We start from the raw sequence: 26,617 nt of genomic DNA on the forward strand, positions 1-26,617 counted from the left end.
TTCAAGTCAGGCGACGCGGGGGGCGAGGCCCTGCATTTCGATTGAAGGTGTGCGCCGGGCGATCAACTCGCTGAGCAACCGGGCGCTGCCACAGGCCAGGGTAAAACCCAGGGCGCCATGGCCGAGGTTGAGCCACAGGTTGCGATACACCGTGGCCCCGATCAACGGCACGCCGCTGGGGGTGGCCGGGCGCATGCCGGCCCATTCGATGGCGGCGGCGTAATCCCCAGCATTCGGCAAGGTTTCCTGTGCCTGGCGCTTGATCAGCGCCAGACGTTTGGGGTCGAGTGCCGGGTCGAAACCGACAATATCGACCATCGCCGCCACGCGCAGTTGTTCACCGATGCGGGCGTAAACGATCTTGCGGTTGTAATCGGTGATGCTCAGCTCCGGCGCGCGATGTTCGGCGCGGATGGGCAAGGTCAGGCTGTAGCCCTTGAGCGGATACAGCGGCAGGTTCATGCCCGGCAATGCCAGCGCCGGACTGCGATGTCCGGCGGCAATCACCAGTTGTTCGACCGGCAGCACCTGCGAACCCATTTCTACGGCCTGCACCGCACCGTCCGCGTGGCGAATGCCGGTGACCTTGCGACCGAGCAAAAACTCGCAACGCCCCGACGCCTGGAGTCGAGCCAACAGTTGCTGACAGAAAGCATGGCAGTCGGCGACCTCCTCGTCGGGGGTATAAATCGCGCCCACAAACGGCGCCTCGGCGAGTGCAGGCTCCAGTTGGGCGCATTCGGCCCGCGACAGCACATGCTGCTGTTGCGGATCGGCCAGGCCATGGCGCGCATGTTCAAAACTCGCGGCTTCACGAAACGTCACCAGTTTGCCGTTGCGCCGCCAGTCGAAACCGTCGAGACGGTCTTCTTCGCGCCAGCCTTGCAGCGTGGCCTGGCTCAGCAGCGCCAGACGCAGCAGGTGCGCGCCGTTGCGCTGATTCACCGAACGACGGCAAGCCGCCAGGAAGGACGCCATCCAGCGCCACTGCGCCGGGTCCAGGCGCGGGCGCAGCTTCAACGGCGAGTCACCGCGCAGCATCCAGCCAAGCGCCTGCAACGGTACGCCGGCATCGGCCAGCGGTGCGACGTAGCGGTAGGACAACTGGCCGCCGTTGGCGAAACTGGTCTCGCTGCCCAGCGAGTCCCGGGCCTCGATCAGCGTCACGTCGATGCCGTCGCGAACCAGTGCGTAAGCCGTCGTCAGCCCGATGACGCCGCCACCGATAATGCAAACCCGCTGAGCCATGTCTGTCCTTAACCGTTGTTGGAACAGGCTTCAGGTTAGGACCAGGTGACAGCCGTTGAACAATGCATAAAGATGCCTGACCCATAAACAAAGGTTATGGACTTGCCATGCGACTGCGACACATCGAGATTTTCCAGGCCATTCGCCAGACCGGTTCGGTCAGTGGCGCCGCGCAGTTGCTGCACGTGTCGCAGCCGGCGGTAAGCAAAGTGCTGCAACACGCCGAACAGCAACTGGGCTTTCCGTTGTTCCTGCGGGTGCGCGGCAAATTGCAGGCAACGCCCGAAGCGCTGGAACTTGAGCGCGAAGTCGACAAGGTCACCGAAAGCCTGCAAGGCGTGCGACGTCTGGCCCAGAGCCTGCGGCGCGAGCCGGGGCACAGCGTACGGATCGGCGCGATCCCGGCGCTGGCCCTGTCGCTGCTGCCGCCGGCCATCAACGAGTGGACGCAACGCTACCCGGACATCGTCTGCGAACTGTCCAGCGCCCACAGCCGTGAGCTGATGCAGAATTTGTTGATGCGCGAAGTGGATGTCGCGCTGACCTTGCAGCCGCCGGATCATCCGGGCCTGAAGGCGCAAGCCCTGGCCTGCGGGGTTTTGGTGGCACTGGCGCCGTTGGGTTATTGGGCCGACGACGCCTTGAGCCAACCGTTGCCGTTGAGCGAATTGGCCGGAGCGCCGCTGATCGGCCTGTCCAGCGCCGACCCGCTGGCGGCCAGACTCGACAGCTACCTTGAGGCGGTCGATCCGCCGCCACGGGTTCGCATCGCCGTGCAGACCTACTCGCTGGCGCGGGCGATGGTTGAGTCAGGTGCCGGATTGGCGGTGATCGATCCGTTTACCGCACTCGGTGCGTCCCCCGCCGCCACGGCGATTCGACCTCTGGCGCCAGCCTTACCGATTACCCTGTACGCGGTGACCCGCGCCGACGAACCGCCACCCCATACCTTGAGCGACCTGTTGCAGGTGTTCAGCCGACGGGCGCAAGCGCAACTGGATCGCCTGTGTCCCTGTGGGAGCGAGCTTGCTCGCGAATGCGGTGGATCAGTCAGCGATGATGTCGGCTGACCTGACGCTTTCGCGAGCAAGCCCGCTCCCACAGGTTTTTCAAATAGCTGCAGTGCGATCTACAAGACATAAAACAGAATCGCCACGAAGTGCAGCAAACTCCCGGCAATCACGAACAGGTGCCAGATCCCGTGGGCATGGCGTAAACGACTATCCAGCGCAAAAAAGATAATGCCCACGGTGTACAGCACGCCGCCCGACGCCAGCCAGGCGAAACCTGTACTGCCCAACGCCGCCAATAACGGCTTGACCGCCACCAGCACGATCCAGCCCATCACCGCGTAGATCACGATCGACAGAATCCGCGCCTCCGAACGCGGCTTGATCTCTTGCAGGATGCCGATCAGCGCCAATCCCCAGACAATCCCGAACAGCGTCCAGCCCCACGGCCCGCGCAATGTCACCAGACAAAAAGGCGTGTAGCTGCCGGCAATCAGCAGATAGATCGAAAAGTGATCGACCTTCTGCATGATCGCTTTCTTGCGCCCACGCACGCTGTGATAAACGGTCGACGCGCTGTAAAGCACCAGCAAGGTAAACCCGTAAATCGCCACGCTGACGATCTTCCACGGACTTCCGTCCATGCCGGCAATCACCAGCATCCACACCACCCCGACAACCGCTGCCACCGCCCCGACCAGATGCGTCCAGGCGTTCAATCTTTCCCCGTGATACATGTGTTGCTCACCTCAAAATTCACTGCAACATCGCGCAAACTGTAGGAGCTGTCGAGTGAAACGAGGCTGCGATCTTTTGATCTTGAAAAATCGCAGCCTCGTTTCACTCGACAGCTGCTACAAAAGATCGCATACGTGCACAATCGAGCCATTCGAATAAGAGTCTGCATCATGCTGATCGATGAAGAGTTGACCCTGAAAAAACTCGAGGTGTTCCTGGCCTTCATGCGCACCGGCAATCTGGCCCGGGCTGCCGCCGAATTGCAGACCAGCAACGTCAGCGTGCACCGGGCGATCCATTCCCTGGAGAGCGCCCTGCGCTGTCCGCTGTTCAAGCACGAAGGCCGCAATCTCACGCCGCTGGAAAGCGCTTATGTGCTGGAAGAACGGGCGCAGAAGCTGATTCAGGACGTGGTCGAAACCGTGCGCCTGACCCGCGAAGCCGCCGGGTTCTCCGCCGAGCGTTTCAAGCTCGGCTCGCTGTATTCGCTGACGGTGAAGACGGTGCCGCAGCTGATCATGGGCCTGAAAATCCGCCGCAGCGAACTCAACATCGACCTGATCCTCGGCTCGAACTTCGACCTGCTGTACAAGCTCAAGAACATGGAAGTCGACGCGATCCTGGTGTCGCTGGACGAGAGCGTCAACGACCCGGACTGCGAGCAGATTCCGCTGTTTTCCGACGACATCTTTCTCGCCACACCGGCGGACTCAAAGTTTGCTCAACGGACCGAAGTCGACCTTGCCGAAGTCCGCGATGAGACATTCATTACGCTGACCCAAGGCTTTGCCACGCACCAGGACGGTAATCGGGTGTTCAAGCAGGCAGGGTTCGAACCGAAGGTGGCGATGCAGGTCAACGACATCTTCACCCTGCTGAGCATGGTCAGCTCGGGCGTGGGTTATGCGTTGCTGCCGGGGCGGATTGCAGCGGTGTATGAAAACCGGGTGAAGCTGATTCCGTTGCAGGAAAAGTATCGGTTGCAGCAGCACATTGGGGTGGTGTTCTTGAAGGCCAAGGAGCGGGATCCGAATTTGCTGGCGTTGTTGGCTGAGTGTCGGATGTACGCCAATCGCCAGGCTTGAGACCGCGTCGCCCCCTTCGCGAGCAAGCCCGCTCCCACATTGGAATGCATTCTCCTGTGGGAGCGGGCTTGCTCGCGAAGGGGCCAGCACATTCAACAAAGAACCAAAGCCCTACCCCACAATCCCGCGAACAATGAAGTACAACAACGAAGGCCCAAGCAAGCACCCAAGCCCGGTGTGGAACGTCGCGGTCAACGCGCCATAAGGCACCAACCGCCGATCCGTCGCCGCCAACCCGGCCGTCACACCACTGACAGTACCCGCCAACCCACCAAACACCATCGCCGACCGCGGGTTATCCAACCCCATCCAGCGCGCCGCCATCGGTGTGCCGACCATTACAAAAATCGCCTTGATCAACCCGGTGGCAATCGACAACGCCACCACATCCGAACTCGCACCAATTGCCGCCCCGGTCACCGGCCCGACGATGTAGGTCACCGCACCCGCGCCGATGGTAGTCATGCTGATCGCATCGCGATAGCCGAACGCCCAGGCCATGCTTGCGCCGACAGTGAATGGCAGGATCGTGCCCAACAGCAGCGCAATCACACCGATCAAACCGGCCTTTTTCGCTTCGGTGGCTTGCACTTCGAACGCCGTGGCGACGATCGCAAAGTCCCGCAGCATGGCGCCGCCCATCAGACCGATGCCGGAAAAGAGCGTCAGATCCGCCAGGCCTTTTTGCCCGCCAGTCATCGTGCCGCCGACCCAGGCCAGAACAAGCCCGATGACGATGGCAATCGCCGAACCGTGAATCCGTCCGAACGTCAGGCGCTTGGACAACACCACCGACACCCACATGATCACGCCGACGAACGCGAACGCGGTAATCAGACTGTTATTGGCCAGCCCCTTCTCAATGAATTCCCACATATCAGCGACCTCCTACTGGAGTGCCAACCGGCGTTATTTCCGCCGGTTCATCGGGCAACGGTTCGCCTTTGTGAGTCCGGCTGATCAGGGCAATGGTGCAACCGCAGATCACCACCGAGCCGATCGCCGCCAGCACCGCCACCGGGCCGCCGTGCAGGGCGGTGACGACGTTCTGTTGCGCGGCCATCGCGACCACGACCGGAATGTACATGGCGCCCCAGAAACCGACGCCCATCTCGCAATCCTTGGTCATGCCGCCGCGTTTTTGCATCCATAACCGCGCGCAGATCAACAGGATCATCGCGATCCCGACGCCGCCAACGTTGGATTTCACACCCAGCAACACGCCGAGCATGTCGCCTACGATCACCCCTGCCAGCGTACAAATCGCCAACAGTGCCACACCGTAAATAATCATTGTTGTTGTCCTCAAAGTGCATCGTCGAATGTTGTTTTTGTTGTTCGAAGCCTGGGGGCGTTCTAGGGTTGGCGGCTTCCCTCCTCACGCAACAGCGCCTGCAAGGTATCGAGCCGCGCACCGTCGAAGGCAATCACGGTGCCCTGCTCGAACACCCGGCGCGCCAGCCCGGTCAGCACCGCACCGGGCGGCAGTTCGATCTGTAGACGTACGCCGCGCTCGTAGGCGCTTTGTACCGTGCCGCGCCAATCCACCACGCGGCACATGTTGAACGCCAGGTCGTCGCGCAAGGCGTCAGTGTTGATGATGGGCCGGGCGCGACTGCCGCTCAGGTAGCCCAGCGTCGGTGTGTTCAGCTGCACGTTGGCGAAGGCTTCGGCCAGGGTTTTCGCAGGTGTTTCCAGCAGCGGACAGTGAGACGGCACGCTGACGGCCAGACGTTTGGCCAGACCTGCACCGCGACCTTTCGCCAACGCGGCCACCGCTTTCATCGCGCCATCGCTGCCGGCAATCACCACCTGGTTATCGGCGTTGATGTTGGCCAGGTAAACCGATGTTGCATCGCTGTGAACCTGCGCCAGCAAATCTTCCACCGTGGCCAGGTCCAGACCGATGATCGCGGTCATGCCATAGCCTTGTGGATAAGCCTGTTGCATCAGCTCACCGCGCAGGCTGACCAGATGCAGCGCATCGCTGAAGCTCAAGGCGCCGGCGACCACCGCTGCCGGATAGGCGCCGATGGACAATCCCGCCACGTAATCCGCCGTCATTAACAACTGGCGTGAAGCCGCGACGCCGGCAATCAGCAAGCAAAGCTGAACCGCCCTTGTCGACTTCAACGCCTCGGCAGAATCCAGCAGCAATGTATCTTCGCCAAGCACTTCACTCGCTTCGATCACTGTTTCCCGAGGCAAACGATGGAGCATGCCCGGCTGCTGCGCGCCCTGGCCTGGGAACACCAGCAAACTGCTCACGCTGCTTGCTCCTGCAGGTTCCAGGGACTGCTGACCAGACAGGCTTCACTGGCGTTTTTTAGCAGGACCCGTTGCGAGGGACCGGCCCATTCGCGCAGGGCGACAGCGCCGTTTGGCGTTTGCAGTTGCATGTCCACCAAGCACACCGAGGCATCAAGAAGCTTCACCAGTGCCTGCGCCTGCACACGATCCAACGGCTGCGGTGTACGCAGGATCAAGTCGAGATCGCTGCCCTCATGCAACGCCTGAAAACCGCTGGCCAATTCAAACCCGGCACTGCCGCTGACACCCCAAACCCACTCACAGGAATCGAGCATCGGCCGCAGTTGATTGAGGGCGCGCACAGCCGGTAAATCCCGATCAATCGAGACATGGCAAAGCGCTTCCGGCCGTACTTGACGCTGGATCGCATCGACCGACATCACCGTTGCATACCGCTGTTCACGCAAACTCCCACGCACGCCGACCGCGACGTGATCCGCCGCGCTCAACGCACGCCGAACCACCACCGGTTGACCCGCACTGATCGACTCGATCACCCACGAAGGCGCATCCGCAGGCAACTGCTCCGGGGTCATCCCCCAGAGCAGGTCGTGGGCCAGAAGCGTGTTCACCACTGCTCTCTCAGCAATTGGCGAACCTGACTCGACGCCGCACGGTTGCTCGCGCCCAAGCGGTTACTCAGGTCTCGGCCACTGGTGGCAACATCGCCAATCGCCTGGCTCAGGCATTCAGTCACCCGCGTCAGATCCGCCGCCGTCGGCTGCTCGATCTGTTCCACCGACAAGGTTTCCCAGAGCAACCCAAGGCTCGCGTAGCTGTCGATGTCGTACGCCATCGGCGGCACGCTGGCAGCCAAGGCTTCGAGTTCTTCGACGCTGCGCAACGTCACCCGCGCCGCCGAAGCCTTGCCCATCGCGTGAACCATCACCCCCGGATCGCGCAGCGCAATCAGCCGATTGGCCTGATACCCATGAGCCAGAAACGCCCCGGACATCGCCTTGCCCACCAGCAAACCGATCACGGCATGGCCGGCCAGTCGGGCGCGGGCATAGCTGTCTGCCGCGCCGGCCAGGGCCTGATGAATGCCGAGCGCTTCTTCGCGCCGACCGTAGGCCTGACTCGGAACATCGACGATGGCGATCAAGGCGCGTTTCTGCGATTTATCCAGATCCGCTGCGATGACCTCATCCACGGCTTTGGCCAGCCCCCAACCTTCCAGCAGACCGACCTCGCCATTGCGGGCGCGGACGAAACGGTTGTCGGGATCAGCCACCACCGCGATAAACCGAACAGGTTGGTCGCCCAACACACCATCCGCGACTTTCAACGAAGCCGGCAAACCTTCGACCGGTTTGGCGCCCGAACGCAAGGCGTTGAACCAGTTCAAGCCTCTCAGGGAATACGAACTCATGAGCGCTCTCCTTGATACAGATCGCGAACCGTTGACGGCTCGATTTGCGGCTCGGCGTCCAGACGGGCCAACCGTTGCAGGTACAACTCGGACTGACGGCTGCGTTGCTGTTTCGGCAAACCTTGCTTAAGCAATTGGCTGACCTGCTGCTGAACCTGCGCCACGTCGTCAGCAACAAAACGATCCACCAGACCACTGGCGAAACGTTGCTCGCCACCGGTCAGGCTCCAGATGAAGGGACGATCACGGGAGTCGTATTCCTCAAGCCCGGCTTCCTGTTCGATCACTTGCGGACCGTTCAGGCCAAGCCGCGCTTCCTGAGTCACCAGCAAATAACTGCACAACCCGGCAGCAATCGACATCCCGCCAAAGCAACCCACGCTGCCCGCCACCACGCCAACCACTGGCTGGTATTGGCGCAGATCGACAATCGCCGCATGAATATCGGCAATCGCCGCCAGCCCGAGGTTGGCTTCCTGCAAACGCACGCCTCCGGTCTCCAGCAGCAACACGGCGCGAGTGGGAACACCGTTGCGGTTGTCTTCGGCCGCCAGTTCCAGCGCACCGGCAATCTTCGCCCCGCCGACTTCCCCGAGACTGCCACCCTGAAATGCGCCTTCGATGGCGGCGATCACCACCGGTAAACCGCCGATGCTGCCCTTGGCGATGACTACGCCGTCATCCGCTTGCGGCACCACACCCTGGCGCAACAGCCAAGGCGACATGACGCGTTGAAAGGGGTCGAGTAATTCGCGGAAGGTGCCGGCGTCGAGCAAGGCTTTCGCCCGTTGCCGGGCGCCGAGTTCGACGAAGCTATGCTTGTGAAGGAGATCAGTCATGGCTGATCTCCTCAAAGCCTTGTTCCAGACGCAAGCGCACCACACCCGGCGTGGCGCCGAAATCGTGGATATCGATGGCCATCGCAGGCGGTGTCTGACCGTCGAACATCCGCGCAAACAGATGCTGCCAGCGTTGTTCGCTGCCATTGACCGAGGTCTGCACTTTGATCGTGAGCTTGCCGGTCTGACCCGGTTCTATCAGCACTTCCAGATCGCCCGAGCCGACACAGCCCACCAGCGTCCGGCCGCGTGGCGGCTGCCCGGCGGGGAATTCAAAAGATAAGGTTTCCATCAGAAAGCTCCCTGGTTGATGCCGTCAGCCGACTCGATGCGGTCGATGAACAAGCAGGCGGCGAGTAAGTCAGCAGCACCGCCAGGCGAGGCATTCAACGCGATGAGTTGTTGGTCCAGCTCATGCAAACGGCGGCGGCCGGCGAGGCTGGCACTGCCGCCCGCATCGAGCACGGCTTGGGCGCCGAGTTGCATGGTCCGCAGACCTTGTTCGCCCGCGCGGTAGAGCACGCAGGTGTCGGCCAGATTCGTCATGATCGCCAGCAAGGCATCGAGCCGGGCGTTCTGCTCGCCATGACCGGCGGCGCGGCTGCGTTTGAGTTGTGGCAGCGCGCGTTGAATCACCGCCGGAAAACCGAGCTGAGCTTCTTCACGGGCACCGCGTGCGCCATAACGCTGGGCGACTTGCGCGCCGTGGCTCAGAGGACGCGGCGCGTAACGGTCGTCGAGCAAGGCCAGACGTGCAGCACGCAAAGTGATCGAGCCTGCAGCCGTGGATTCGGGTTCCAGCGCAGCCGCCACGACCAACAGACCCAAGGCCCAGATAGCCCCGCGATGAGTATTCACCCCGCCCGTGGTGGCGAGCATCACTTCCTCCCCTTCACGACCGATCAGGCCAATGGCTTCGCGCAGCGGCAAACTGACTTCGCCGAACTCGATGGCGGCCTCCGCCATTTCCTTGAACGCAGGCCACAGGGACAGCGCCGAAGCGTGCATCAACCCGAGGTGCAAATCGGTGTGCGCGCCATTGCCACGACGGTCGACCAGCGCCGGTTTCGGCGACAGGTCCGCTTCGTCGATCAGCGCATCCACAGCCATATCCGCCAGCCGCTCGGCCAACGACAGGGTTTTCGGTTGCAGGTTAAATGCGTGCATTACCAGCTCCTGAACTTGGCGGGCGGGTTGTAGAGGCCACCGGACCACTCGACCAGATCGGCCACGCTTTTAGCCGCCAGCAGTTCGCGGGTGGCGTCGGTGCGGCGGATACCGAGGTCTTCGGGCAAGGCGATCAGGCCTTCGCGGCGCATGCGCGCGGTGTCTTTCGGGTTGTGGCGCAAGCCGATGACGGTCACCCCGGCCACAGCGGCGATCATCGCCTGACGTTCTTCCAGCGAACGCGCTTTGTAGAGATAGGCGATGCCTTCTTCGGTCAGCAGGTGGGTGACGTCGTCGCCGTAGATCATGATCGGCGCCAGCGGCATGCCACTTTTTCTCGCCACTTCCACCGCGTCGAGGGTTTCGACGAAGGTCGGTTTGCCGCCCTCCTGGAAGGTCTCGACCATTTGCACCACGAGTTTTTTGCCCCGCTCCAGCAGCGCTTCCGGCGCATCGTCGTGACGCATGTCGAGCCAGGCTGGGGTGCCGTGACGACGGCCACGAGGGTCATGGCCCATGTTCGGCGCACCGCCGAAACCGGCCAGGCGGCCGCGCGTCACGGTGGAGGAATGCCCGTCACCATCGACTTGCAGGGTGGCGCCGATGAACAAGTCCACCGCGTATTGCCCGGCCAGTTGGCAGAACATCCGGTTGGAGCGCAGAGAGCCGTCGCGTCCGGTGAAGAACACGTCGGGCCGGGCTGCGATGTAGTTTTCCATGCCCAGTTCGGTGCCGAAGCAATGCACGCTTTCGACCCAACCGCTTTCGATGGCAGGGATCAAGGTTGGGTGCGGATTGAGCGTCCAGTTGCGGCAGATCTTGCCCTTCAGGCCGAGGGATTCGCCGTAGGTCGGCAGGATCAATTCGATGGCAGCGGTGTTGAAACCGATGCCGTGGTTCAGGGACTGGACGTTGTGTTTTTCGTAGATCCCGCGGATCGCCATCATCGCCATCAACACATGCACTGGCTTGATGTGGCGCGGGTCGCGGGTGAACAGCGGTTCGATGTAGAACGGCTTGTCGGCTACCACCACGAAGTCGACCCAAGAGGCCGGGATGTCGACGCGGGGCAACTCGCTGACGTCGTCCACCAACTGATTGACCTGAACGATGACGATGCCGTCGCTGAAGGCGGCCGGCTCGATCAATGCGGGGGTGTCTTCGGTGCTGGGGCCGGTGTAGATGTTGCCGGCGCGGTCGGCCATGAAACCGGCCGAGAGCACGACGTTGGGAATCAGGTCGACCACCAGCCGCGCATAGAGCTCGATGTAGGTATGGATCGCGCCGATTTCCAGCAGGCCATCTTCCAGCAACTGGCTGATGCGCAGGCTCTGGGTGCCGGCGAAAGAGAAGTCGAGCTTGCGGGCGATGCCGCGTTCAAACAGGTCCAGATGCTCGGAGCGTCCGACGCTGGGCATGATCATGTGCAGGTCATGCAGCTTCGCGGGATCAGCCTTGGCCAGGGAGCGGGACAGGAAATCCGCCTGCTTCTGGTTATTGCCCTCCAGCACCACACGGTCGCCGGGCAGGATCAAGGCCTCCAGCGCCGCAACGATTTTGTCGGTGGGCAGGACCACACCGTCGGCTAAACCCCGTACCAGCTCGAGACGCCGCTGCTTTTCGCTGCGCCGCCGCGTCCATCGCGAGTCGGGGGATATTGTTGTTGTCATGACCACTCCACGGGTTCGCTGTCGTGGGAGTCACCTTAGGAGCGTTGGGTGGGGGCATCAATCAAGCAGAAAGACGGATCGTTACGGTCACCGTAATGGTTGGCGAAGACGTGTGGTGACTGTGCCGGCCTCTTCGCGAGCAAGCCCGCTCCCACATTGGAATGCATAACCCTGTGGGAGCGGGCTTGCTCGCGAAGGGGCCAGAACAATCCCCGCCGGTTCAAATGCCGGAGTGCAATGATCGATCAGTCCCAAAACAGGACCGATCGTTCCCTTTTTGGGAATCTTCAACCTGGCGCAGAAACCTTTGTGGCGAGGGGGCTTGTCGGAAGGTCCGACAGACTGGGGTTTTGTGTTTAAAAGTTTGTCCGCAGGAGCGGTGAGAGGCTACGCAGTCTGGCGTCGCTGCCTACAGCAATGCCGGAACCCGCCGACTGGTGCGGTTTTGCGTTGATCTTTATCGTTTGTGTGTCGCTGCCAATTCAGCGACCGGGATTGGAAACCCCGACGAGTAAACGGCGTGAAAGCGCCACTCATGACGTATGCTTGCGCACCTTTAAAGTGTGCACTCCGTTATGGCGGCTGTGCGCGGGAGACCTTCGGGTCAACCGGGTTGCCGTTTCCCGGGTTTCCAGCCTGCGTACAGCTGCCACCCCTTCGTTCGGAAACCGAAAGGGCCAGCTCCAAACCATAAGCGGAGATTCACTATGTTCAAACCAACTCCCAATCCCCCGGAAACCGACACCGGTTCCGAAGCATCCCTCGAAGCTGAAAAACTCAAGGAAGCCGCCGACCGCGTCTTTTCCTACTACTTCCCACCCCACGAAAAACCGCGCAAGCGCCGCAAACACCACCTCTTCAGCGTCTCCCCCGACATCGACACCGAAGCCCTTCTGGCCAACGCCTCCGAAGACCTGCTGTCCATCAGCGCCATTGCGGCCGATCTGGCGGACGATGTGGAAGGCTCACGCCGCTCTGTAGCCTTGGCGCTCAGCCGCATGGCGGATGGGGTGCAGTTGTTGGTGGAGCGGGCGCTGGATCATCATGAGACGGCGCAGATGAAGGCTCAGGCCAGCGCTTAGCAGTCAGGGCTGTGGTGAATTGAAGGCCGCCTTCGCGGGCAAGCCCGCTCCCACAGGGGGTCCCAGTCGTACACATATTTTGTGTTCACCGACGATCAACTGTGGGAGCGGGCTTGCTCGCGAAGAGGCCAGTCAGATCAACCCAGCACTTACGAGCAACTCCTCCAGCGCCAGCAAATCCGGCACCTTGGCCACTTGCTCCCCCACCTGCACCGCCGCCTGTTCCAGCGAGCACAACGGCACATCCACATAACTCAGCTGACTATCAAGCTTGTAAGACCGCGGAATCCCCTGCACCAACAAGGCGATGAATTTCAAATCGGGCCGCCCACCGAGCGCATTGAGGATGACGATCCGCGCCCGCTCACCGATGACGATTTTCTGCCCGCACGCCGACTCGAAACTCAGCAACGGAATCTGCCGGTTCCGCCACGTTACCCGCCCGAGGTACCACGGCGGCGTGTCGAGGTCGAAGGCGCTGGGTTGGTAGTCAATAAGCTCCGCAACAGCGACGTTGGGCAAAATCAGGTTGCGGTCGGCCAAGGGCAGCAGCAGGCCGGTGAGGTTGCTGGTGCGGTGCTCAAGCATGGGTTTTGCTCCACAAGGCGATGCTTTCGAGCAGCACCGATTCCTGGTACGGCTTGCCAAGGTAATCGTTGACGCCGATGGCCATGGCGCGGTCGCGGTGTTTCTGCCCGGTGCGGGAGGTGATCATGATGATCGGCAGGTGCTGCAGACGTTCGTCGGCGCGTACCTGGGTCGCGACTTCAAAACCGTCCATGCGCGGCATTTCGATGTCCAGCAGCATCAGGTCAGGCATGTGGTCTTCGAGCAACAACATGGCGTCGACACCGTCCTTGGCGGTCAGCACGTTCATGCCGTGGCGTTCCAGCAGGCGGCTGGTGACCTTGCGCACGGTGACCGAATCATCGACCACCAGCACCAGCAGCGGTTTATGCGGCTCGACCTCTGCCTCCTGAGTCGCTGACTGCTGCGGCACACGCGCCTGCATCGCGCGGATCGGCGCCAGCAAATCGAGAATCAGCACCACCCGCCCATCGCCGAGAATCGTGGCCCCGGACAAACCCTGCACCGCCGCAAATTGCGGGCCGAGGCTTTTGACCACGATCTCGCGAGTGCCGGCCATGGAGTCGACTTGCACCGCGATGTGCCGCTCGTTGCACTGCACCAGCAACACCGGCAGCGGCAGGCTCTGGCCCAGCAGTTTCGGGCGGTGACTGGTTTTCAGCAGTTCGCCGAGGTAGCACAGTTCATAGTGTTGCCCGGCGTATTTGTAGGTCGGCGGATCGAGCCGGTAATGCCCTTCAAGTTCGTTGGGCAGCACGCGAACGATGCCGTCGATGGTGTTCAGCGGGATCGCGTACTGATCATCAAAGCACTGCACCATCAGCGCCCGGTTGACCGACACGGTAAACGGCAGTCGAATCCGGAAGTGCACGCCCTGCCCCGGCACAGAGTCGATGCTCATGCTGCCGCCGAGCTGCCGGACCTCTTCATGCACCACGTCCATGCCGACGCCACGCCCTGAAATCTGGGTGATTTTCTCGGCGGTGGAGAATCCCGGTTGCAGGATGAATTGCAACACGTCGCGGTCGCTGATGTCGCTGTCCGGGGCCAGTAACCCGCGTTTGATCGCCTTGCGCCGCACCGCGTCCAGCGGCACGCCGGCACCGTCGTCGCGGATGTCGAAAATGATGTCGCCGCCCTCTCGCGACAGGTCGAGCGTGATACGGCCCTGAGCCGGTTTACCCGCCGCGATACGCACCTCGGCGGATTCCAGGCCATGATCCACGGCGTTGCGCAGCATGTGTTCCAACGGCGCGGCCATGCGTTCGAGGACATTGCGGTCCATCTCGCCTTCGGCATTGCCGACGATGAATTCCACATCTTTCCCCAACTCGCCGGAGACCTGACGGACGATCCGCTTCAAGCGCGGCAGCATCCGTTCGAACGGCACCATGCGCGTACGCATCAGGCCTTCCTGCAATTCGGTGTTGATGCGGCCCTGCTGTTGCAGCAGGTTTTCCGCGTCCTGATTGCGTCGGTCGAGGGTTTCCTTGAGGTCGAGCAAGTCGGAGGCGGATTCGAACAGCGCGCGCGACAGTTGCTGCAACTGCGAGTGGCGGTCCATTTCCAGCGGATCGAATTCTTCGTAGCCCAGGCGTTCGGCTTCGACTTGCTGGCGGCTGAGAATCCGCCCCTGAGTTTCGGTATCGAGCCGGCGCAATTGGTCGCGCATGCGCTCGATGGTGGTTTCCATCTCGCTCAGGGTCACCCGCGCATCGTTGACCTGTTGTTCGATCCGGCCACGGAAGATTGACGTTTCGCCGGCCAGGTTGACCAGATCGTCGAGCAGTTCTGCCGAGACCTTGACCATGTCCGCGCCGGCATCGGGTTGCAGTGCGGGCGTCTCGACTTTCGGCGTTGCGGACACCACGACCAGTGCCGGTGTTTCGGGCACGGCCGGATGACTGAAATTCTTGATCGCGTCGATCAGTTGATCGGCGGGCGGCAATGGCTGACCGGCACGGGTCGCGTCGAGCATCTGCGCCAGTCGGTCGTGGCTGCTTTGCAACAAGCCGAACAACGCCGCGGTGGGTTGCAACACGCCAGCGGACAGGCCTTCGTAGAGGAATTCCAGCTCATGGGCGAGGTCGCCAATCGGCGCGATTTCCACCATCCGCGCGCCACCCTTGAGGGTGTGCAGGTCACGCAGCAAGGTTTCCACTTCCTGACGATTCGACGGCTCGGCCTGCCAGCGCACCAGCGCCGCGCCGGAGTTTTCGATGATGTCGAAACCTTCTTCGAGGAAGATCTCCAGCAGCTCCGGATCATGCCCCGGTGAATCCTCGGTCCGTGCCGGTTCGACCGTTTCAACAGCGCTGGCGTTGCCCTGGCGAAACTCGCGAATGGCCTCGATCACCTCACCCGGATCGCCCAATGGCCGTTGGTTCTGCAACTGATCAAGCAGCTGCGCGAGCCGGTCATGACTGTGTTGCAGCAAGTGCGCCAAGGCTTCGCTGTAGGCGTAACGGCGGTCCACCAGACCTTCGTAAAGGCTTTCCAGTTCATGGGCCAGCTCACCGACCGGCTCGACCTCGGCCATCCGCGCACCACCCTTGAGGGTGTGCAAATCTCGCTGCAATGACAACAACGGCGCGGCGTTGTCCGGGTCGCTCAGCCAGCGCTGCAAAGCCTGGCCGGCGCTTTCGAGGATATCCACCGCCTCTTCGAGGAAGATCGAAACGATCTCATCGTCCAGCTCAACCTGGGTCGCGGTCTGTTCGAGTTCGGCGGTGGCACTGCCCAGTTCCCTAATGCTCAGGGTGCGGCTACCGTCGCTGCGAATCAGGCCCATGGCCGACGGATCCAGGCTCTCATCGAGCAAGCCGCGCAAGGCCCGGATGCGTTCCGGTTGCGGGCTGACTTCCTGGCCGGCGGCCAGCTCGTCGAGCATGTTGATCAGCGCTTCGTGGGCACTTTGCGCCTCATCGAAAAACGCCTCGCTGACCGCCAGGCTGCTTTCTTCCACCGCACCGTAGAGGTCGAGCAGGGCTTCGCAGAGTTCATCCACCGGATGCAAATCAGCCAGGTGCGCGCCTTCGCCGAGGGTGGTCAATTCGTCCAGCAATGCGCTAAGTTCCTGACGCTCGCCGGGATGTTGCTGCCAGCGTTGCAACAGGCTTTCGGCGTCCAGCAGGATGTCCATGCCTTGCGCGAGGAAGTTGTTGATCAGTTGCGGATCACGCTTGATGCGCAACCCGGTATTCGGGGCACTCAGGAGCGTTTCCAGACGCTCGGCCAGCAACGCCTGGGTTCGCTCGATCAATGAGCGGGCGCCAGGAATCTCGGCCAGTGGGTCGGCTTTGAGCTGTCGCAGCCCGAGACGGAACAAGCCTTCGGCGTCGAGCAGCAGTTCGACTTCGTCCAGGTCCAGGGCGATCAGGTGCGCCTTGTACTCCCGGGCCAGATGATCCAGCGGTGTTGCCAGTTCGGCGATCGGCAATACGCCAGCCATGGAGGCGCTGCCCTTGAGAGTGTGCAGCGCCCGCTGCAACTCGTCGCTGGCCTGCAATGGCACGTGCTCGGCGGCTTTATCGAGGAAACGGTTGAGGCTGCCCAAATGGGTTTCGGCCTCGTTGCGGAAGATCTCAAGTAGCAGCGGATCGAGGGCTGCGACGTCTTGTGCGTCTTCATCGAGTATCGATTCATCGCCCTTGGCCAAGGCGTGGGCGCGTGCGGCCAATTGGTCGACATCGTTGCACTGGCGCTGGGCATTGGCCGCAAACTCGGCCACCAGTTCCGGCAGCAGATGCAGCGCATCGCCCAGCAGTTGCTGCACCGCCGGCCCCGGCGGAACGCTGCGTTCCAGTACGCGGTTGAGCAGGTTTTCCACCGCCCAGGCCAGTTCGCCCAGGACCAAAGCGCGGACCATCCGGCCACTGCCTTTCAACGTATGAAAGGCCCGACGCAATTCACTCAAAGCTGATTTATCGTCGGGATTGGCCGACCAGCGCGGCAGGTACTCCCGGAGGATTTCCAGGACTTCATCGGTTTCTTCGAGGAACACTTCCCGCAGCTCATCGTCCACCGGTTCTTCACCGGCAGGTGGCGGCAACAGGCTTCCCGGTGTGGTCAGGGCAGGCGGGTTGACGGAAGACACAGGGCTGGCCAATACATCGGCCAGTGACTGGACGGTCTCGGGGTCGTCCAGTTCCTGCAGATCCTGCATGACCTGCGCTTCACTCGGGCTGAGCACATCTTCAAGCACCGGCACCTGCTGCTCGCTGGGGAAAAAGCCGAGCGCGGCCAGGCTTTTTTCCGCGACGTCGAGCAACTTTTCGCCCGGCGCTTCGGGGTCGTCGCTGAGGCGTTCCAGGTAATACTCGATGCTGGTGATGACGTCGGCCAGGCTGTCCAGTTCCTGCCAGCCAGGATGATCCGGGTCCAGCAGCAGGTGCTCGCGGATGAAGTGGTTGCACGTTTCGATCAGGCTCGCCGCACGGCTCAACGGAATCATCGCCAGCGCACCGCGCACCTGGGTCAGCAAGGCCGGCAATGGCTGCAAGTGCTGGCGGTCCCAGTCGGCGTCGATGTAGTCGACGATCATGTCCTTGGCCTGTTGCAGGCAGATGCGCGCTTCCTTGATCACGATCTGATGGATCTGTGTCAGGTCGGTGGTCGGCAGGCGGCTTTCTTCCTGGCTTTCCGGCTCGACGGTGCCGACCATGCCGGCCAGCGTCGCTTCGACGTAGAGCAAGGCACCGGCGACGTCCATCAGGATCGCGTCGTTGGGCTCACGCTGGCCCTGGGCCAGGCTCAGCACCACCGCCAGTTGATCGATGATGACCTTGCGTGGCTGGCCGAAACCGAGCACCGCCAGGGTATCGGCGATTTGCCGCAGGGGCGCCAGCAGGCTTTCGAGGTCAGAGATGTGTTGACGGTCACTGCGCACGAACAGGTCCAGACGTTCCTTGACCCGTACCAGCTCTTCACACAAAGCGGCCAACACCGAGCGCATGGCATCGCGGTCGGGACCGGCCAGCCGTGCGCGCTCTTCGTCGACCATTGCGCTGTCAGGCAGCGCGTCGTCCAGTCCGTAGCGATCTTTCATGGTCAGCATCTGCCCGGTGGGATGTTCGGCCTTGGCAATGTAGAACAGCAAACTCTTGAGCAACTCCAGCGGCGCTGGCTGATTGATTCCGGGCATGCCCTGTTCGAGCAGGCGCTTCAGTTCTTTGTCGGCCTCCTTGAACAGACTGCGCAACGCCGGACTGTTAGCAATCGAGCCGCTGCGTATACCTTCGACCAGCGCCGAGGCCACTTGCCACAACGGGCACAGGGGCGCATTGCCGCACAGGCCTTCGAGACGCGTAAAAACTCTGGTCAGATAATCGAGGTTGGTTTCGCCATCCTGCTCTCGCAGCAATCCGACCAGGGCCATCTGCAACATCTGCCGCAACTTGCGCAGCACATTTGGTAAATCCGCCGGCTCCAGCAGCGCCAGCGACTCTTCGTCCAGTGGCGGCAGGTCCGGCAATTGCGGGCTGAACAGGCTGGTTTCCGACAACAGGCTTTCGCCACGGGCGCTGCGCAGATCGTTGATCAGCGGCAGCACCACCAGCGGCAGGTCGCGGCGCGCACCTTGCACCCGGTCGAGGTAAATCGGCAGCTGCCCAAGGGCTTGCAGCAACAGGTGGAGCGTCTCATCGCGATGACTGACGCGGTTCTGTTGCAAAGCCGTGGTCAGATGTTCCATCTCTTCGGCGAGCAGCGCTGCGCCGTAGAACTCGACCATCTGCAAACTGCCGTGAACCTGATGGATGCACGCCAGGCATTCACTGAGGGCATGCGTCGCCTGCGGGTCATCAAGCAACATTTCAATCGCCTGGTGAGCCACTTTCAGCGTTTCGGCAATCTCGCCTTTGACCCACTCGAGGGCCACATAGTCGTGCCGATCACCCATAACCACTCCACTCATAATTCGCGCGCCTCAAGGCGCATCACACTTTATCCGCAGCCTGCGCCTTGGCGGCCGGCAAGGTGAAACCGGACACCGAACGCCGCAGCTGGCTGGCCATTTTCGCCAGGTTGCCAATGCTCTCGGCGGTGGCGGTGGAGCCGGACGAAGTCTGCGTGGTGATCTGCTGGATCACGTTCATCGTCAGGGAAATCTGACCGGCCGAAGACGTCTGTTGCTGCGCCGCGTTGGAAATACTCTGGATCAACGCGGCGAGGGTCTTCGACACGCCTTCGATTTCTTCCAGGGCCACTCCGGCATCCTGCGCCAGACGAGCGCCGCGCACCACTTCGGTGGTGGTCTGCTCCATGGAAATCACCGCTTCGTTGGTGTCGGTCTGAATCGCCCGCACCAGGGTTTCGATCTGCCGGGTGGCGGCGGACGAGCGCTCGGCCAGCCGCTGGACTTCATCGGCGACCACCGCAAAACCGCGCCCGGCATCACCGGCCATGGAAGCCTGGATCGCCGCGTTGAGTGCAAGGATGTTGGTCTGGTCGGCAATGTCATCGATCAGGCTGACAATGTCGCCGATTTCCTGAGAGGACTCGCCGAGGCGCTTGATGCGTTTGGCGGTGTCCTGAATCTGCTCGCGAATATTGTCCATGCCGTGGATGGTGTTGTGCACCACCTCATTGCCCTTGTTGGCGATTTCCACCGAGCGTTCGGCCACCGCCGACGATTCGGCGGCGTTGGCCGAGACCTGATCGATGGACTGGGCCATGTCGTTGATCGCGGTGGAGGCTTCGGCAATCTGCTGCGCCTGATGCTCGGAAGCCTGCGCCAGGTGCATGGCGGTGGCCTGGGTTTCCTGCACGGCGGCAGCGACCTGGCCAGCGGTGAGGTTGATGGTCGCCACCAGATCGCGCAATTGGTCCACGGAATAGTTGATCGAGTCGGCGATGGTCCCGGTGAAGTCTTCGGTCACCGAGGCGGTCACGGTCAGGTCGCCGTCCGCCAGGTCTTCGATCTCGTCGAGCAGGCGCATGATTGCGTTCTGGTTGCGTTCATTTTTCTCGGCGGTTTCGCGCAACTGACGATTGGTTTCGCGAACCATCACCAGGCCAATGAGGATGATCGACATCAGTGCCAGCAGGCCCAGCACGTAGCCGCCAATGGCGTCGGTGTTGCGCCCGCCGGCCAGGTTTTCGAAACCGCCGGCCAAGTGCGAGGCTTCCTCGAGCAGGGTCTGCGACAGGGTAAAAATATTGGTCGCCGATTCGCGGACCTTGAGCAGCTCCGGCGAGGTTTCGAGGATTTCATCCACCGAACCCGAGACGAATTCGAACAGCTCGGAAATCTCGATCAACCGCGCGCGAGCATCGCGGTCTTCAACCTGGCTGACTTTCAGTGACGGATTGCCCTGGAGCATGCCATTGAGCACCTGGCCGAATCGCGCCGCATCGCGACCGAAGGCGTCGGCGGCCTGCTGCGAGTTTTCATCACCGGACAGCACGGTGTTCACCGCACCGAGAATCCGTTCAGCCAATAGCGACTGGCGCTGGGCCATGGCCACTTGCGCGGCCGGGGCACCGCGCTGGAGGAGCGTTTCGACGACTTTTTCGTACTCGACCTGCAACTGCGGCACGGTTTCAGCCAGGGTCGCGGCAACTTGATGCAGCGACAGCACAGTCTGTTCGCTGGAGAGGATCGCGTCGGTGTTTTTCAGCAAGCGTTCCCAGTCCAGTTGCACGGCACGCATTTCCGGGCGCACGGTGGACGGCGCCGGCGGCAGGCCGGTGGCTGGGTCGCCTTTCTTCAGATAGCCCCAGCGTTGGGCAAAGTCATTGCGCGCATCGCTCAGCAGCTTGAACGCCGCAGCCTTGCCGGCAGCCGCTTCGGTGGCGTTCTTGGCAATGCGCTGGGACAACACGCGCAGCTCACCGGCGTGGCCGATGTACTGTTTGTCGTACGTGGCCTGGGTGTTGAGGTACGCGAAGTTGGCGAACAGCAGCATGATGAAGACGATCAGCGCAATGAACAGCGCGATGATCTGTGACCGGCTGCGCGACCCTTCTGGCTTGCCTGTTTTTGCTTTTATCATCGGTCCTCGCCTGTTAACGCACCTTTAGAACCCACCATAGATCCCCTGTGGGAGCGGGCTTGCTCGCGAAAGCGGTCATTCATTCAACATTGATTCTGACTGACCCACCGCCTTCGCGAGCAAGCCCGCTCCCACATTGGATCGGCGTTGCGCCAATTAAACCGCGACGTGCATAAAGCTTTGTGACTGCACCAACGCAAACGGGCTGAACACCTGCCAGTTCTGCTCGCGCTGAAACTGGCCTTGGATGAAGGGTGCAATCGCGCCGCTCAAGCTATCTACCGGCTCCAGACTGTCCTGGGCAAAGTGCTGCAAGCCGAAAACCTCATCGACCATCAACCCGGTAAACACCTCGTTATGCTCGACCACCAAGACCCGGCGCTGCTTGCGCACGGCTGACAGCTCATGCCCAGGCTCATTACCAGAAAAGAAGCCGCACAAGTCGATGATCGGCAACAGACGCCCGCGCAGGTTGGCCACGCCCTTGACCCAAGGTCTGACCCCCGGCAGCTGGGTGAACCGCGGCTCGTGCAACACTTCGCTGACTTCGCCCATGGGCGCGACGTACCAGTGCTCGCCCAGACGGAAGCCGATGCCGCTCCAACTGTCTTGTCGGGTCGGCTGGGACGGCAAGTCCGCCGCCAGCAGACGACAACGCTGGTCGATCTGCAGCAGCAGTTCGAAAGCCGTCAGCGACTCGGTCATGGCCGGACGATCAACCGGCCAGCACGTTGTTCAGGGTCTTGATCAGCGTCTCTTCGTCGACCGGTTTGGTCAGGTAGTCCTTGGCGCCCTGGCGCGTGCCCCAGACCTTGTCGGTTTCCTGATCCTTGGTGGTGATGATGATCACCGGGATGTGCCCGGTTTCCGGGTCTTTGGTCAGCTGACGGGTTGCCTGGAAACCATTGAGGCCAGGCATGACGATGTCCATCAGCACGGCGTCGGGTTTTTCCTGACGGGCCAGGGCCACGCCGTCGGCGCCGTTTTCGGCTTTCAACACTTCATGACCGTGCTTTTCCAGCATGCCGGTCAGTTTGTACATTTCGGTCGGCGAATCATCGACGATCAGAATACGTGCCATGGTCTTCCCCATTTTTGTCGACGCCGGGCCCGCTGGCCGAGCGTCACTGTGCGTGTCCTACTGCGGCAAAACAGCGGCGAAGCCCGGTACATGGGCCTGGATCGCGTTCAGCAGTTCTTCCTTGCTGAAAGGCTTGGTCAAAAACTGGTCGGAGCCGACGATGCGCCCCTTGGCCTTGTCGAACAGCCCGTCCTTGGACGACAGCATAATCACTGGCGTGGACTTGAACGCACTGTTGTTCTTGATTAAAGCGCAGGTCTGATAACCATCCAGACGCGGCATCATGATGTCGACAAAGATGATGCCGGGGTGATTGTCGGCAATCTTGGCCAGGGCATCGAAACCATCGATGGCCGTGATCACTTCACAACCCACGTTCTTCAACAGCGTTTCGGCGGTGCGGCGAATCGTTTTCGAATCGTCGATCACCATGACCTTCAAGGCGCTGGAATGCTGTTCCATAAATGCTCTGCCGTCGCCTTTGCGAATCAAATTGTCCATTTCCGATAACCGGAGGCTCGAAACCCTTGATGTTTAAGGGCCGGAACGATATGGCAGCCTTTTTAGCACAGTCTCCAAATGCAATCTATCGGGGGACCGGCGCGGTGGTTTTTCCTTGACCGGGAACACACTGAGCGCCACTCTGACGCCACTTTTGCAGGTCACTGCGACCCACCCAATTTCGAGGAAAAACCCATGAGCGTTCGCGTCGGGATTGTCATGGATCCTATCGCCAGCATCTCCTATAAAAAGGATAGCTCGCTGGCCATGCTGCTGGCCGCACAGAAGCGCGGCCGGGAACTGTTCTATATGGAACAGGGCGATTTGTACCAGGCCGAAGGCGAAGCGCGGGCGCGGATGCGTCCGTTGAAAGTCTTCGCCAACCCGGAAAAATGGTTCGAACTCGAAGCCGAGACCGACGCGCTGCTGAGCGATCTGGACGTGATCCTGATGCGCAAGGATCCGCCGTTCGACATGGAATTCGTCTACTCCACTTACCTGCTGGAGCAAGCCGAACGCGCTGGCGTGCTGGTGGTCAACAAGCCGCAAAGCCTGCGTGACTGCAATGAAAAGCTGTTCGCCACGCTGTTCCCGCAGTGCACGCCGCCGACCATCGTCAGCCGTCGCCCGGACGTACTGCGTGAATTCTCCGATCACCACGGCGACGTGATCCTCAAGCCGCTGGACGGCATGGGCGGTTCATCGATTTTCCGTCACACCGCTGGCCACCCGAACCTGTCGGTGATCCTCGAAACCCTGACCCTGCACGGCAAACAGCAGATCATGATTCAGGGTTACCTGCCGGCGATCGTCGATGGCGACAAGCGCATCCTGATGATCGACGGCGAACCGGTGGATTACTGCCTGGCGCGAATTCCGGCCGCCGGTGAAACCCGTGGCAACCTCGCCGCCGGTGGCCGTGGCGAAGCCCGACCGCTGACCGAGAAAGATCGCTGGATCGCCGCACAAGTCGGCCCGACCCTGCGCGAAAAAGGCCTGTTGTTCGTCGGTCTGGACGTGATCGGCGAGCATCTGACGGAAATCAACGTCACCAGCCCGACCTGCATTCGCGAGATTGATAACGCGTTTGGCACCGACATCGGCGGCCTTCTGATGGATGCCATCGATCAGAAGCTCAAGGCCCGTTGATATAGAACAGCCAAGAAACGACCAACATTGCGTTATCATCCGCGGCCTGTGAAAAACGCGATGTTGGTTTTTTTGTCATGACGCTCCCGTCCGATCTGCCCGCTGAACTCGCCCATCGTGGCGTGCGCCCGGCTGATCGCCTCGGTTTTACCCTGTTTCTCGCGGCGCTGATTCACCTGGCCTTGCTGTTGGGCGTCGGCTTTACGATGGTCGAACCCAAGCAAATCAGCAAAACCCTGGAAATCACCCTCGCCACCTTCAAAAGCGAAAAGAAGCCTGAGAAAGCCGATTTCCTCGCTCAAGAGAATCAGCAAGGCAGCGGCACCCTGGATAAAAAGGCAATTCCCAAGACCACCGAGGTCGCGCCTTTCCAGGACAACAAGGTGCAGAAAGTCACGCCACCGCCGGCGGCCAAGCCTGAAGTGCGGGAAGCCGCACCGAAGGCAGCCGTGACGACCGTCGCGCCCAAGCCGAAAAAGGCCGCCACCAAAACCGAAGAACCCAAGCCCGTCACCAAACCCGCAGTCGCCGCGCCGACGTTCGACAGTGAACAGCTGTCCACCGACATTGCCAGCCTGGAAGCGGAACTGGCCAACGAACAACAGTTGTATGCCAAGCGCCCGCGTATCCATCGCCTGAGCGCCGCGTCGACCATGCGCGACAAGGGCGCCTGGTATAAGGACGAGTGGCGCAAGAAGGTCGAGCGCATCGGCAACCTGAATTACCCCGACGAAGCGCGGCGCAAGCAGATCTACGGCAATTTGCGCCTGATGGTTTCGATCAACCGTGACGGCTCGCTCTTTGAAGTGCTGGTGCTGGAGTCATCCGGACAACCGCTGCTGGATCAGGCAGCGCAGCGCATTGTGCGACTGGCGGCGCCGTTTTCACCGTTTACCGGGGATTTGTCGGATATCGATCGTCTGGAAATCATCCGGACCTGGAAGTTTGCCCGCGGGGACAGACTCTCCAGTAACTGACACCCCACAAATCCCCTGTGGGAGCGGGCTTGCTCGCGAATGCGGTCAATCATTCAACATTAATGTCGACTGACACGACGCCTTCGCGAGCAAGCCCGCTCCCACATTTGATCTGCGTCGACTGCCGAATTGGGGCAATTCCTGCGCATCCTCAGCTTGTCAGTTCGCCCCTCCAACGCCACACTAGCGCTCATGAAGAACGTCAGCCCCAGCTACCTCAAGCATCAATTCCTGATCGCCATGCCTCACATGGTCGACCCGAACTTTGCGCACACCTTGACCTACATCGTCGAGCACACGGCCAATGGTGCCATGGGCCTGGTGGTCAATCGTCCGCAAGACCTCAACCTGGCCGATATCCTCGAGCAACTGCGCCCCGACATCGAACCGCCGGTGCTCTGCCAGCATGTGCCGATCTTCATCGGCGGTCCGGTGCAGACCGATCGCGGTTTTGTCCTGCACCCCTCGGGGCAGAGTTATCAGGCCACCGTCGAGCTTGATGAGAAACTGGCCCTGTCGACCTCCCAGGATGTGCTGTTCGCCATCGCCGACGGCGTCGGTCCGGCGAAAAGCCTGATCGCCCTCGGATACGCTGGCTGGGAAGCCGGGCAGCTGGAAGCGGAACTGGCCCAGAACGCCTGGCTGACCTGCCCGTTCGATGCCGATATTTTGTTCAACACCAGCAGCGAACTGCGCCTGGAAGCAGCGGCCAAGCACCTGGGCGTCAATCTCAGCCTGCTGACCAGCCAGGCGGGACACGCCTGATGGCCCTGCGCCTGATTTTGGGTTTCGATTACGGCACCAAACAGATCGGCGTTGCGGTCGGCCAGGTGATTACCGGCCAGGCCCGCGAGCTGTGCACCTTGAAGGCACAAAACGGTATTCCCGACTGGAATCAGGTCGAAGCCCTGATTAAAGAGTGGAAACCCGATGCCGTGGTGGTTGGCCTACCCTTGAACATGGACGGCACGCCGAGCGACATGTGCCTGCGCGCCGAAAAATTCGCCCGCCGCCTCAATGGCCGCTATAACCTGCCCTTCTATACCCACGATGAGCGCCTGACCACCTTCGAAGCCAAGGGTGAACGGCGTGATCGTGGTGGACAAAAGGGCAGCTACCGCGACAACCCGGTGGACGCCATCGCCGCCGCCCTGCTGCTGCAAGGCTGGCTCGACGAAAATACCGCATTGTTCGAATCCTGAAGAGCCGCAACAAGCGTCTCTACTTAGCGACAACCCGAGCCACCTCTCCAGCAGAATCCGGCTCGGGCCCAAGAAGGAGCAACCATGAGCCTGCCCAATCCCGTTGAACTGATCAGCCAGATGGCGACCCGGCTTGACGCCTATCTGGCCAAACGTGGCATCAGCGAACCGCGCTACATCGGCATTCGCACCGGTGGCGTCTGGGTCGCCCAGGCGTTGCTCGATGAACTGGGCAGCGATTCGCCCCTCGGCACCCTGGACGTCTCCTTCTACCGCGACGACTTCAGCCAGAACGGCCTGCACCCGCAAGTGCGCCCTTCGGCTCTGCCGTTCGAGATCGAAGGCCAGCACCTGGTGCTGATCGACGATGTGCTGATGAGCGGCCGGACCATCCGCGCCGCCCTGAATGAGCTGTTCGACTACGGCCGCCCGGCCAGTGTGACATTGGTGTGCCTGCTGGACCTGGACGCCGGCGAGCTGCCGATCCGCCCGAATGTGGTCGGTGCGACACTGTCGTTGGCAGCCCACGAACGGGTGAAACTGTCCGGCCCGGAACTCAAGCTCGAACTGCAAGACCTCGCCCTTTAATTCGCCCTATTGAGAG

At 61.5% G+C, this 26,617-nt stretch carries 25 protein-coding genes; 8 read left to right on the forward strand and 17 right to left on the reverse strand.

The genetic code is table 11. The features are described from left to right. Positions 1 to 6: 6 nt before the first annotated feature. A complete protein-coding gene (locus tag E3W21_RS14775) occupies positions 7 to 1,248 on the reverse strand; it encodes a D-amino acid dehydrogenase (protein WP_134420640.1) in 1,242 nt (413 codons plus the stop codon). A gap of 107 nt (positions 1,249 to 1,355) precedes the next feature. Between E3W21_RS14775 and E3W21_RS14780 the strand changes: the two genes are divergently transcribed. Then, on the forward strand, positions 1,356 to 2,318 hold the full coding sequence (locus tag E3W21_RS14780) for a LysR family transcriptional regulator (protein WP_134420642.1): 963 nt from the start codon (positions 1,356 to 1,358) through the stop codon (positions 2,316 to 2,318). A 59-nt stretch (positions 2,319 to 2,377) separates the two neighbouring features. Here E3W21_RS14780 and E3W21_RS14785 read toward each other — a convergent pair whose 3' ends face one another. Then, on the reverse strand, positions 2,378 to 2,995 hold the full coding sequence (locus tag E3W21_RS14785; RefSeq protein WP_095127102.1) for a hemolysin III family protein: 618 nt from the start codon (positions 2,993 to 2,995) through the stop codon (positions 2,378 to 2,380). Between the two features lie 171 nt (positions 2,996 to 3,166). Between E3W21_RS14785 and E3W21_RS14790 the strand changes: the two genes are divergently transcribed. Continuing rightward, positions 3,167 to 4,081, forward strand: a complete 915-nt coding sequence (locus E3W21_RS14790; protein WP_008033325.1) for a LysR substrate-binding domain-containing protein — start codon at positions 3,167 to 3,169, stop codon at positions 4,079 to 4,081. A 111-nt stretch (positions 4,082 to 4,192) separates the two neighbouring features. On the opposite strand, the gene madM is transcribed toward E3W21_RS14790, so the two are convergent. The 9 genes from madM to mdcA all read right to left on the reverse strand — a co-directional run bounded on the left by madM (position 4,193) and on the right by mdcA (position 11,439). Further along, positions 4,193 to 4,957: a malonate transporter subunit MadM gene (gene madM / locus E3W21_RS14795; protein WP_134420644.1), complete on the reverse strand. Its 765-nt coding sequence runs from the start codon at positions 4,955 to 4,957 to the stop codon at positions 4,193 to 4,195. A 1-nt stretch (position 4,958) separates the two neighbouring features. Beyond that, complete coding sequence (madL, locus tag E3W21_RS14800) at positions 4,959 to 5,375, reverse strand: malonate transporter subunit MadL (protein WP_046045246.1); 417 nt, start codon at positions 5,373 to 5,375, stop codon at positions 4,959 to 4,961. A gap of 62 nt (positions 5,376 to 5,437) precedes the next feature. Further along, on the reverse strand, positions 5,438 to 6,349 hold the full coding sequence (gene mdcH, locus E3W21_RS14805; RefSeq protein ID WP_134420646.1) for a malonate decarboxylase subunit epsilon: 912 nt from the start codon (positions 6,347 to 6,349) through the stop codon (positions 5,438 to 5,440). Then, the gene (locus E3W21_RS14810) at positions 6,346 to 6,966 is read right to left on the reverse strand and encodes a malonate decarboxylase holo-ACP synthase (protein ID WP_134420648.1); all 621 of its coding nucleotides are present in this window, start codon (positions 6,964 to 6,966) and stop codon (positions 6,346 to 6,348) included. The genes mdcH and E3W21_RS14810 overlap by 4 nt, the downstream gene beginning before the upstream one ends. Next, positions 6,960 to 7,763, reverse strand: coding sequence for a biotin-independent malonate decarboxylase subunit gamma (mdcE, locus tag E3W21_RS14815; protein WP_134420650.1), 804 nt, complete (start codon positions 7,761 to 7,763; stop codon positions 6,960 to 6,962). Before mdcE ends, E3W21_RS14810 begins: the two co-directional genes overlap by 7 nt. Continuing rightward, on the reverse strand, positions 7,760 to 8,602 hold the full coding sequence (locus E3W21_RS14820) for a biotin-independent malonate decarboxylase subunit beta (protein WP_134420652.1): 843 nt from the start codon (positions 8,600 to 8,602) through the stop codon (positions 7,760 to 7,762). The genes mdcE and E3W21_RS14820 overlap by 4 nt, the downstream gene beginning before the upstream one ends. Beyond that, complete coding sequence (locus tag E3W21_RS14825; RefSeq protein WP_134420654.1) at positions 8,595 to 8,894, reverse strand: malonate decarboxylase subunit delta; 300 nt, start codon at positions 8,892 to 8,894, stop codon at positions 8,595 to 8,597. Before E3W21_RS14825 ends, E3W21_RS14820 begins: the two co-directional genes overlap by 8 nt. Continuing rightward, entirely contained in the window at positions 8,894 to 9,769 is an 876-nt protein-coding gene (locus E3W21_RS14830) for a triphosphoribosyl-dephospho-CoA synthase (RefSeq protein ID WP_134420656.1), read from the reverse strand. Before E3W21_RS14830 ends, E3W21_RS14825 begins: the two co-directional genes overlap by 1 nt. Beyond that, entirely contained in the window at positions 9,769 to 11,439 is a 1,671-nt protein-coding gene (gene mdcA, locus E3W21_RS14835) for a malonate decarboxylase subunit alpha (protein ID WP_134420658.1), read from the reverse strand. The genes E3W21_RS14830 and mdcA overlap by 1 nt, the downstream gene beginning before the upstream one ends. Positions 11,440 to 12,146: 707 nt before the next feature. Between mdcA and E3W21_RS14840 the strand changes: the two genes are divergently transcribed. Further along, on the forward strand, positions 12,147 to 12,521 hold the full coding sequence (locus E3W21_RS14840; protein ID WP_134420660.1) for a DUF6124 family protein: 375 nt from the start codon (positions 12,147 to 12,149) through the stop codon (positions 12,519 to 12,521). Between the two features lie 132 nt (positions 12,522 to 12,653). On the opposite strand, the gene E3W21_RS14845 is transcribed toward E3W21_RS14840, so the two are convergent. The 6 genes from E3W21_RS14845 to pilG all read right to left on the reverse strand — a co-directional run bounded on the left by E3W21_RS14845 (position 12,654) and on the right by pilG (position 22,646). After that, the gene (locus E3W21_RS14845; RefSeq protein ID WP_134420662.1) at positions 12,654 to 13,109 is read right to left on the reverse strand and encodes a chemotaxis protein CheW; all 456 of its coding nucleotides are present in this window, start codon (positions 13,107 to 13,109) and stop codon (positions 12,654 to 12,656) included. Continuing rightward, a complete protein-coding gene (locus E3W21_RS14850; protein ID WP_134421234.1) occupies positions 13,102 to 19,008 on the reverse strand; it encodes an Hpt domain-containing protein in 5,907 nt (1,968 codons plus the stop codon). Before E3W21_RS14850 ends, E3W21_RS14845 begins: the two co-directional genes overlap by 8 nt. A 37-nt stretch (positions 19,009 to 19,045) precedes the next feature. Then, positions 19,046 to 21,103, reverse strand: coding sequence for a methyl-accepting chemotaxis protein (locus tag E3W21_RS14855; RefSeq protein ID WP_134420664.1), 2,058 nt, complete (start codon positions 21,101 to 21,103; stop codon positions 19,046 to 19,048). A gap of 156 nt (positions 21,104 to 21,259) precedes the next feature. Next, entirely contained in the window at positions 21,260 to 21,808 is a 549-nt protein-coding gene (locus E3W21_RS14860; RefSeq protein ID WP_129440362.1) for a chemotaxis protein CheW, read from the reverse strand. A gap of 10 nt (positions 21,809 to 21,818) precedes the next feature. Beyond that, on the reverse strand, positions 21,819 to 22,184 hold the full coding sequence (pilH, locus tag E3W21_RS14865) for a twitching motility response regulator PilH (protein ID WP_008068134.1): 366 nt from the start codon (positions 22,182 to 22,184) through the stop codon (positions 21,819 to 21,821). A 57-nt stretch (positions 22,185 to 22,241) separates the two neighbouring features. After that, positions 22,242 to 22,646 (reverse strand): twitching motility response regulator PilG, encoded by a 405-nt coding sequence (gene pilG / locus E3W21_RS14870; protein ID WP_008152601.1) that lies wholly within the window; start codon positions 22,644 to 22,646, stop codon positions 22,242 to 22,244. 234 nt (positions 22,647 to 22,880) lie between these two features. On the opposite strand from pilG, the gene gshB reads away from it, so the two are divergent. From gshB to pyrR, 5 genes are all read left to right on the forward strand, one after another. Beyond that, entirely contained in the window at positions 22,881 to 23,834 is a 954-nt protein-coding gene (gene gshB / locus E3W21_RS14875) for a glutathione synthase (protein WP_134420666.1), read from the forward strand. Between the two features lie 77 nt (positions 23,835 to 23,911). Beyond that, entirely contained in the window at positions 23,912 to 24,811 is a 900-nt protein-coding gene (locus E3W21_RS14880) for an energy transducer TonB (RefSeq protein WP_129440360.1), read from the forward strand. 192 nt (positions 24,812 to 25,003) lie between these two features. Beyond that, positions 25,004 to 25,576, forward strand: coding sequence for a YqgE/AlgH family protein (locus tag E3W21_RS14890; protein WP_046045231.1), 573 nt, complete (start codon positions 25,004 to 25,006; stop codon positions 25,574 to 25,576). Beyond that, positions 25,576 to 26,013 (forward strand): Holliday junction resolvase RuvX, encoded by a 438-nt coding sequence (gene ruvX, locus E3W21_RS14895; RefSeq protein ID WP_005792259.1) that lies wholly within the window; start codon positions 25,576 to 25,578, stop codon positions 26,011 to 26,013. The genes E3W21_RS14890 and ruvX overlap by 1 nt, the downstream gene beginning before the upstream one ends. A gap of 84 nt (positions 26,014 to 26,097) precedes the next feature. Then, on the forward strand, positions 26,098 to 26,601 hold the full coding sequence (gene pyrR / locus E3W21_RS14900) for a bifunctional pyr operon transcriptional regulator/uracil phosphoribosyltransferase PyrR (RefSeq protein ID WP_033060467.1): 504 nt from the start codon (positions 26,098 to 26,100) through the stop codon (positions 26,599 to 26,601). Positions 26,602 to 26,617: the final 16 nt, after the last annotated feature.

Source organism: Pseudomonas sp. F01002 (assembly GCF_004402115.1).
Lineage (GTDB): Bacteria > Pseudomonadota > Gammaproteobacteria > Pseudomonadales > Pseudomonadaceae > Aquipseudomonas > Aquipseudomonas frigoris.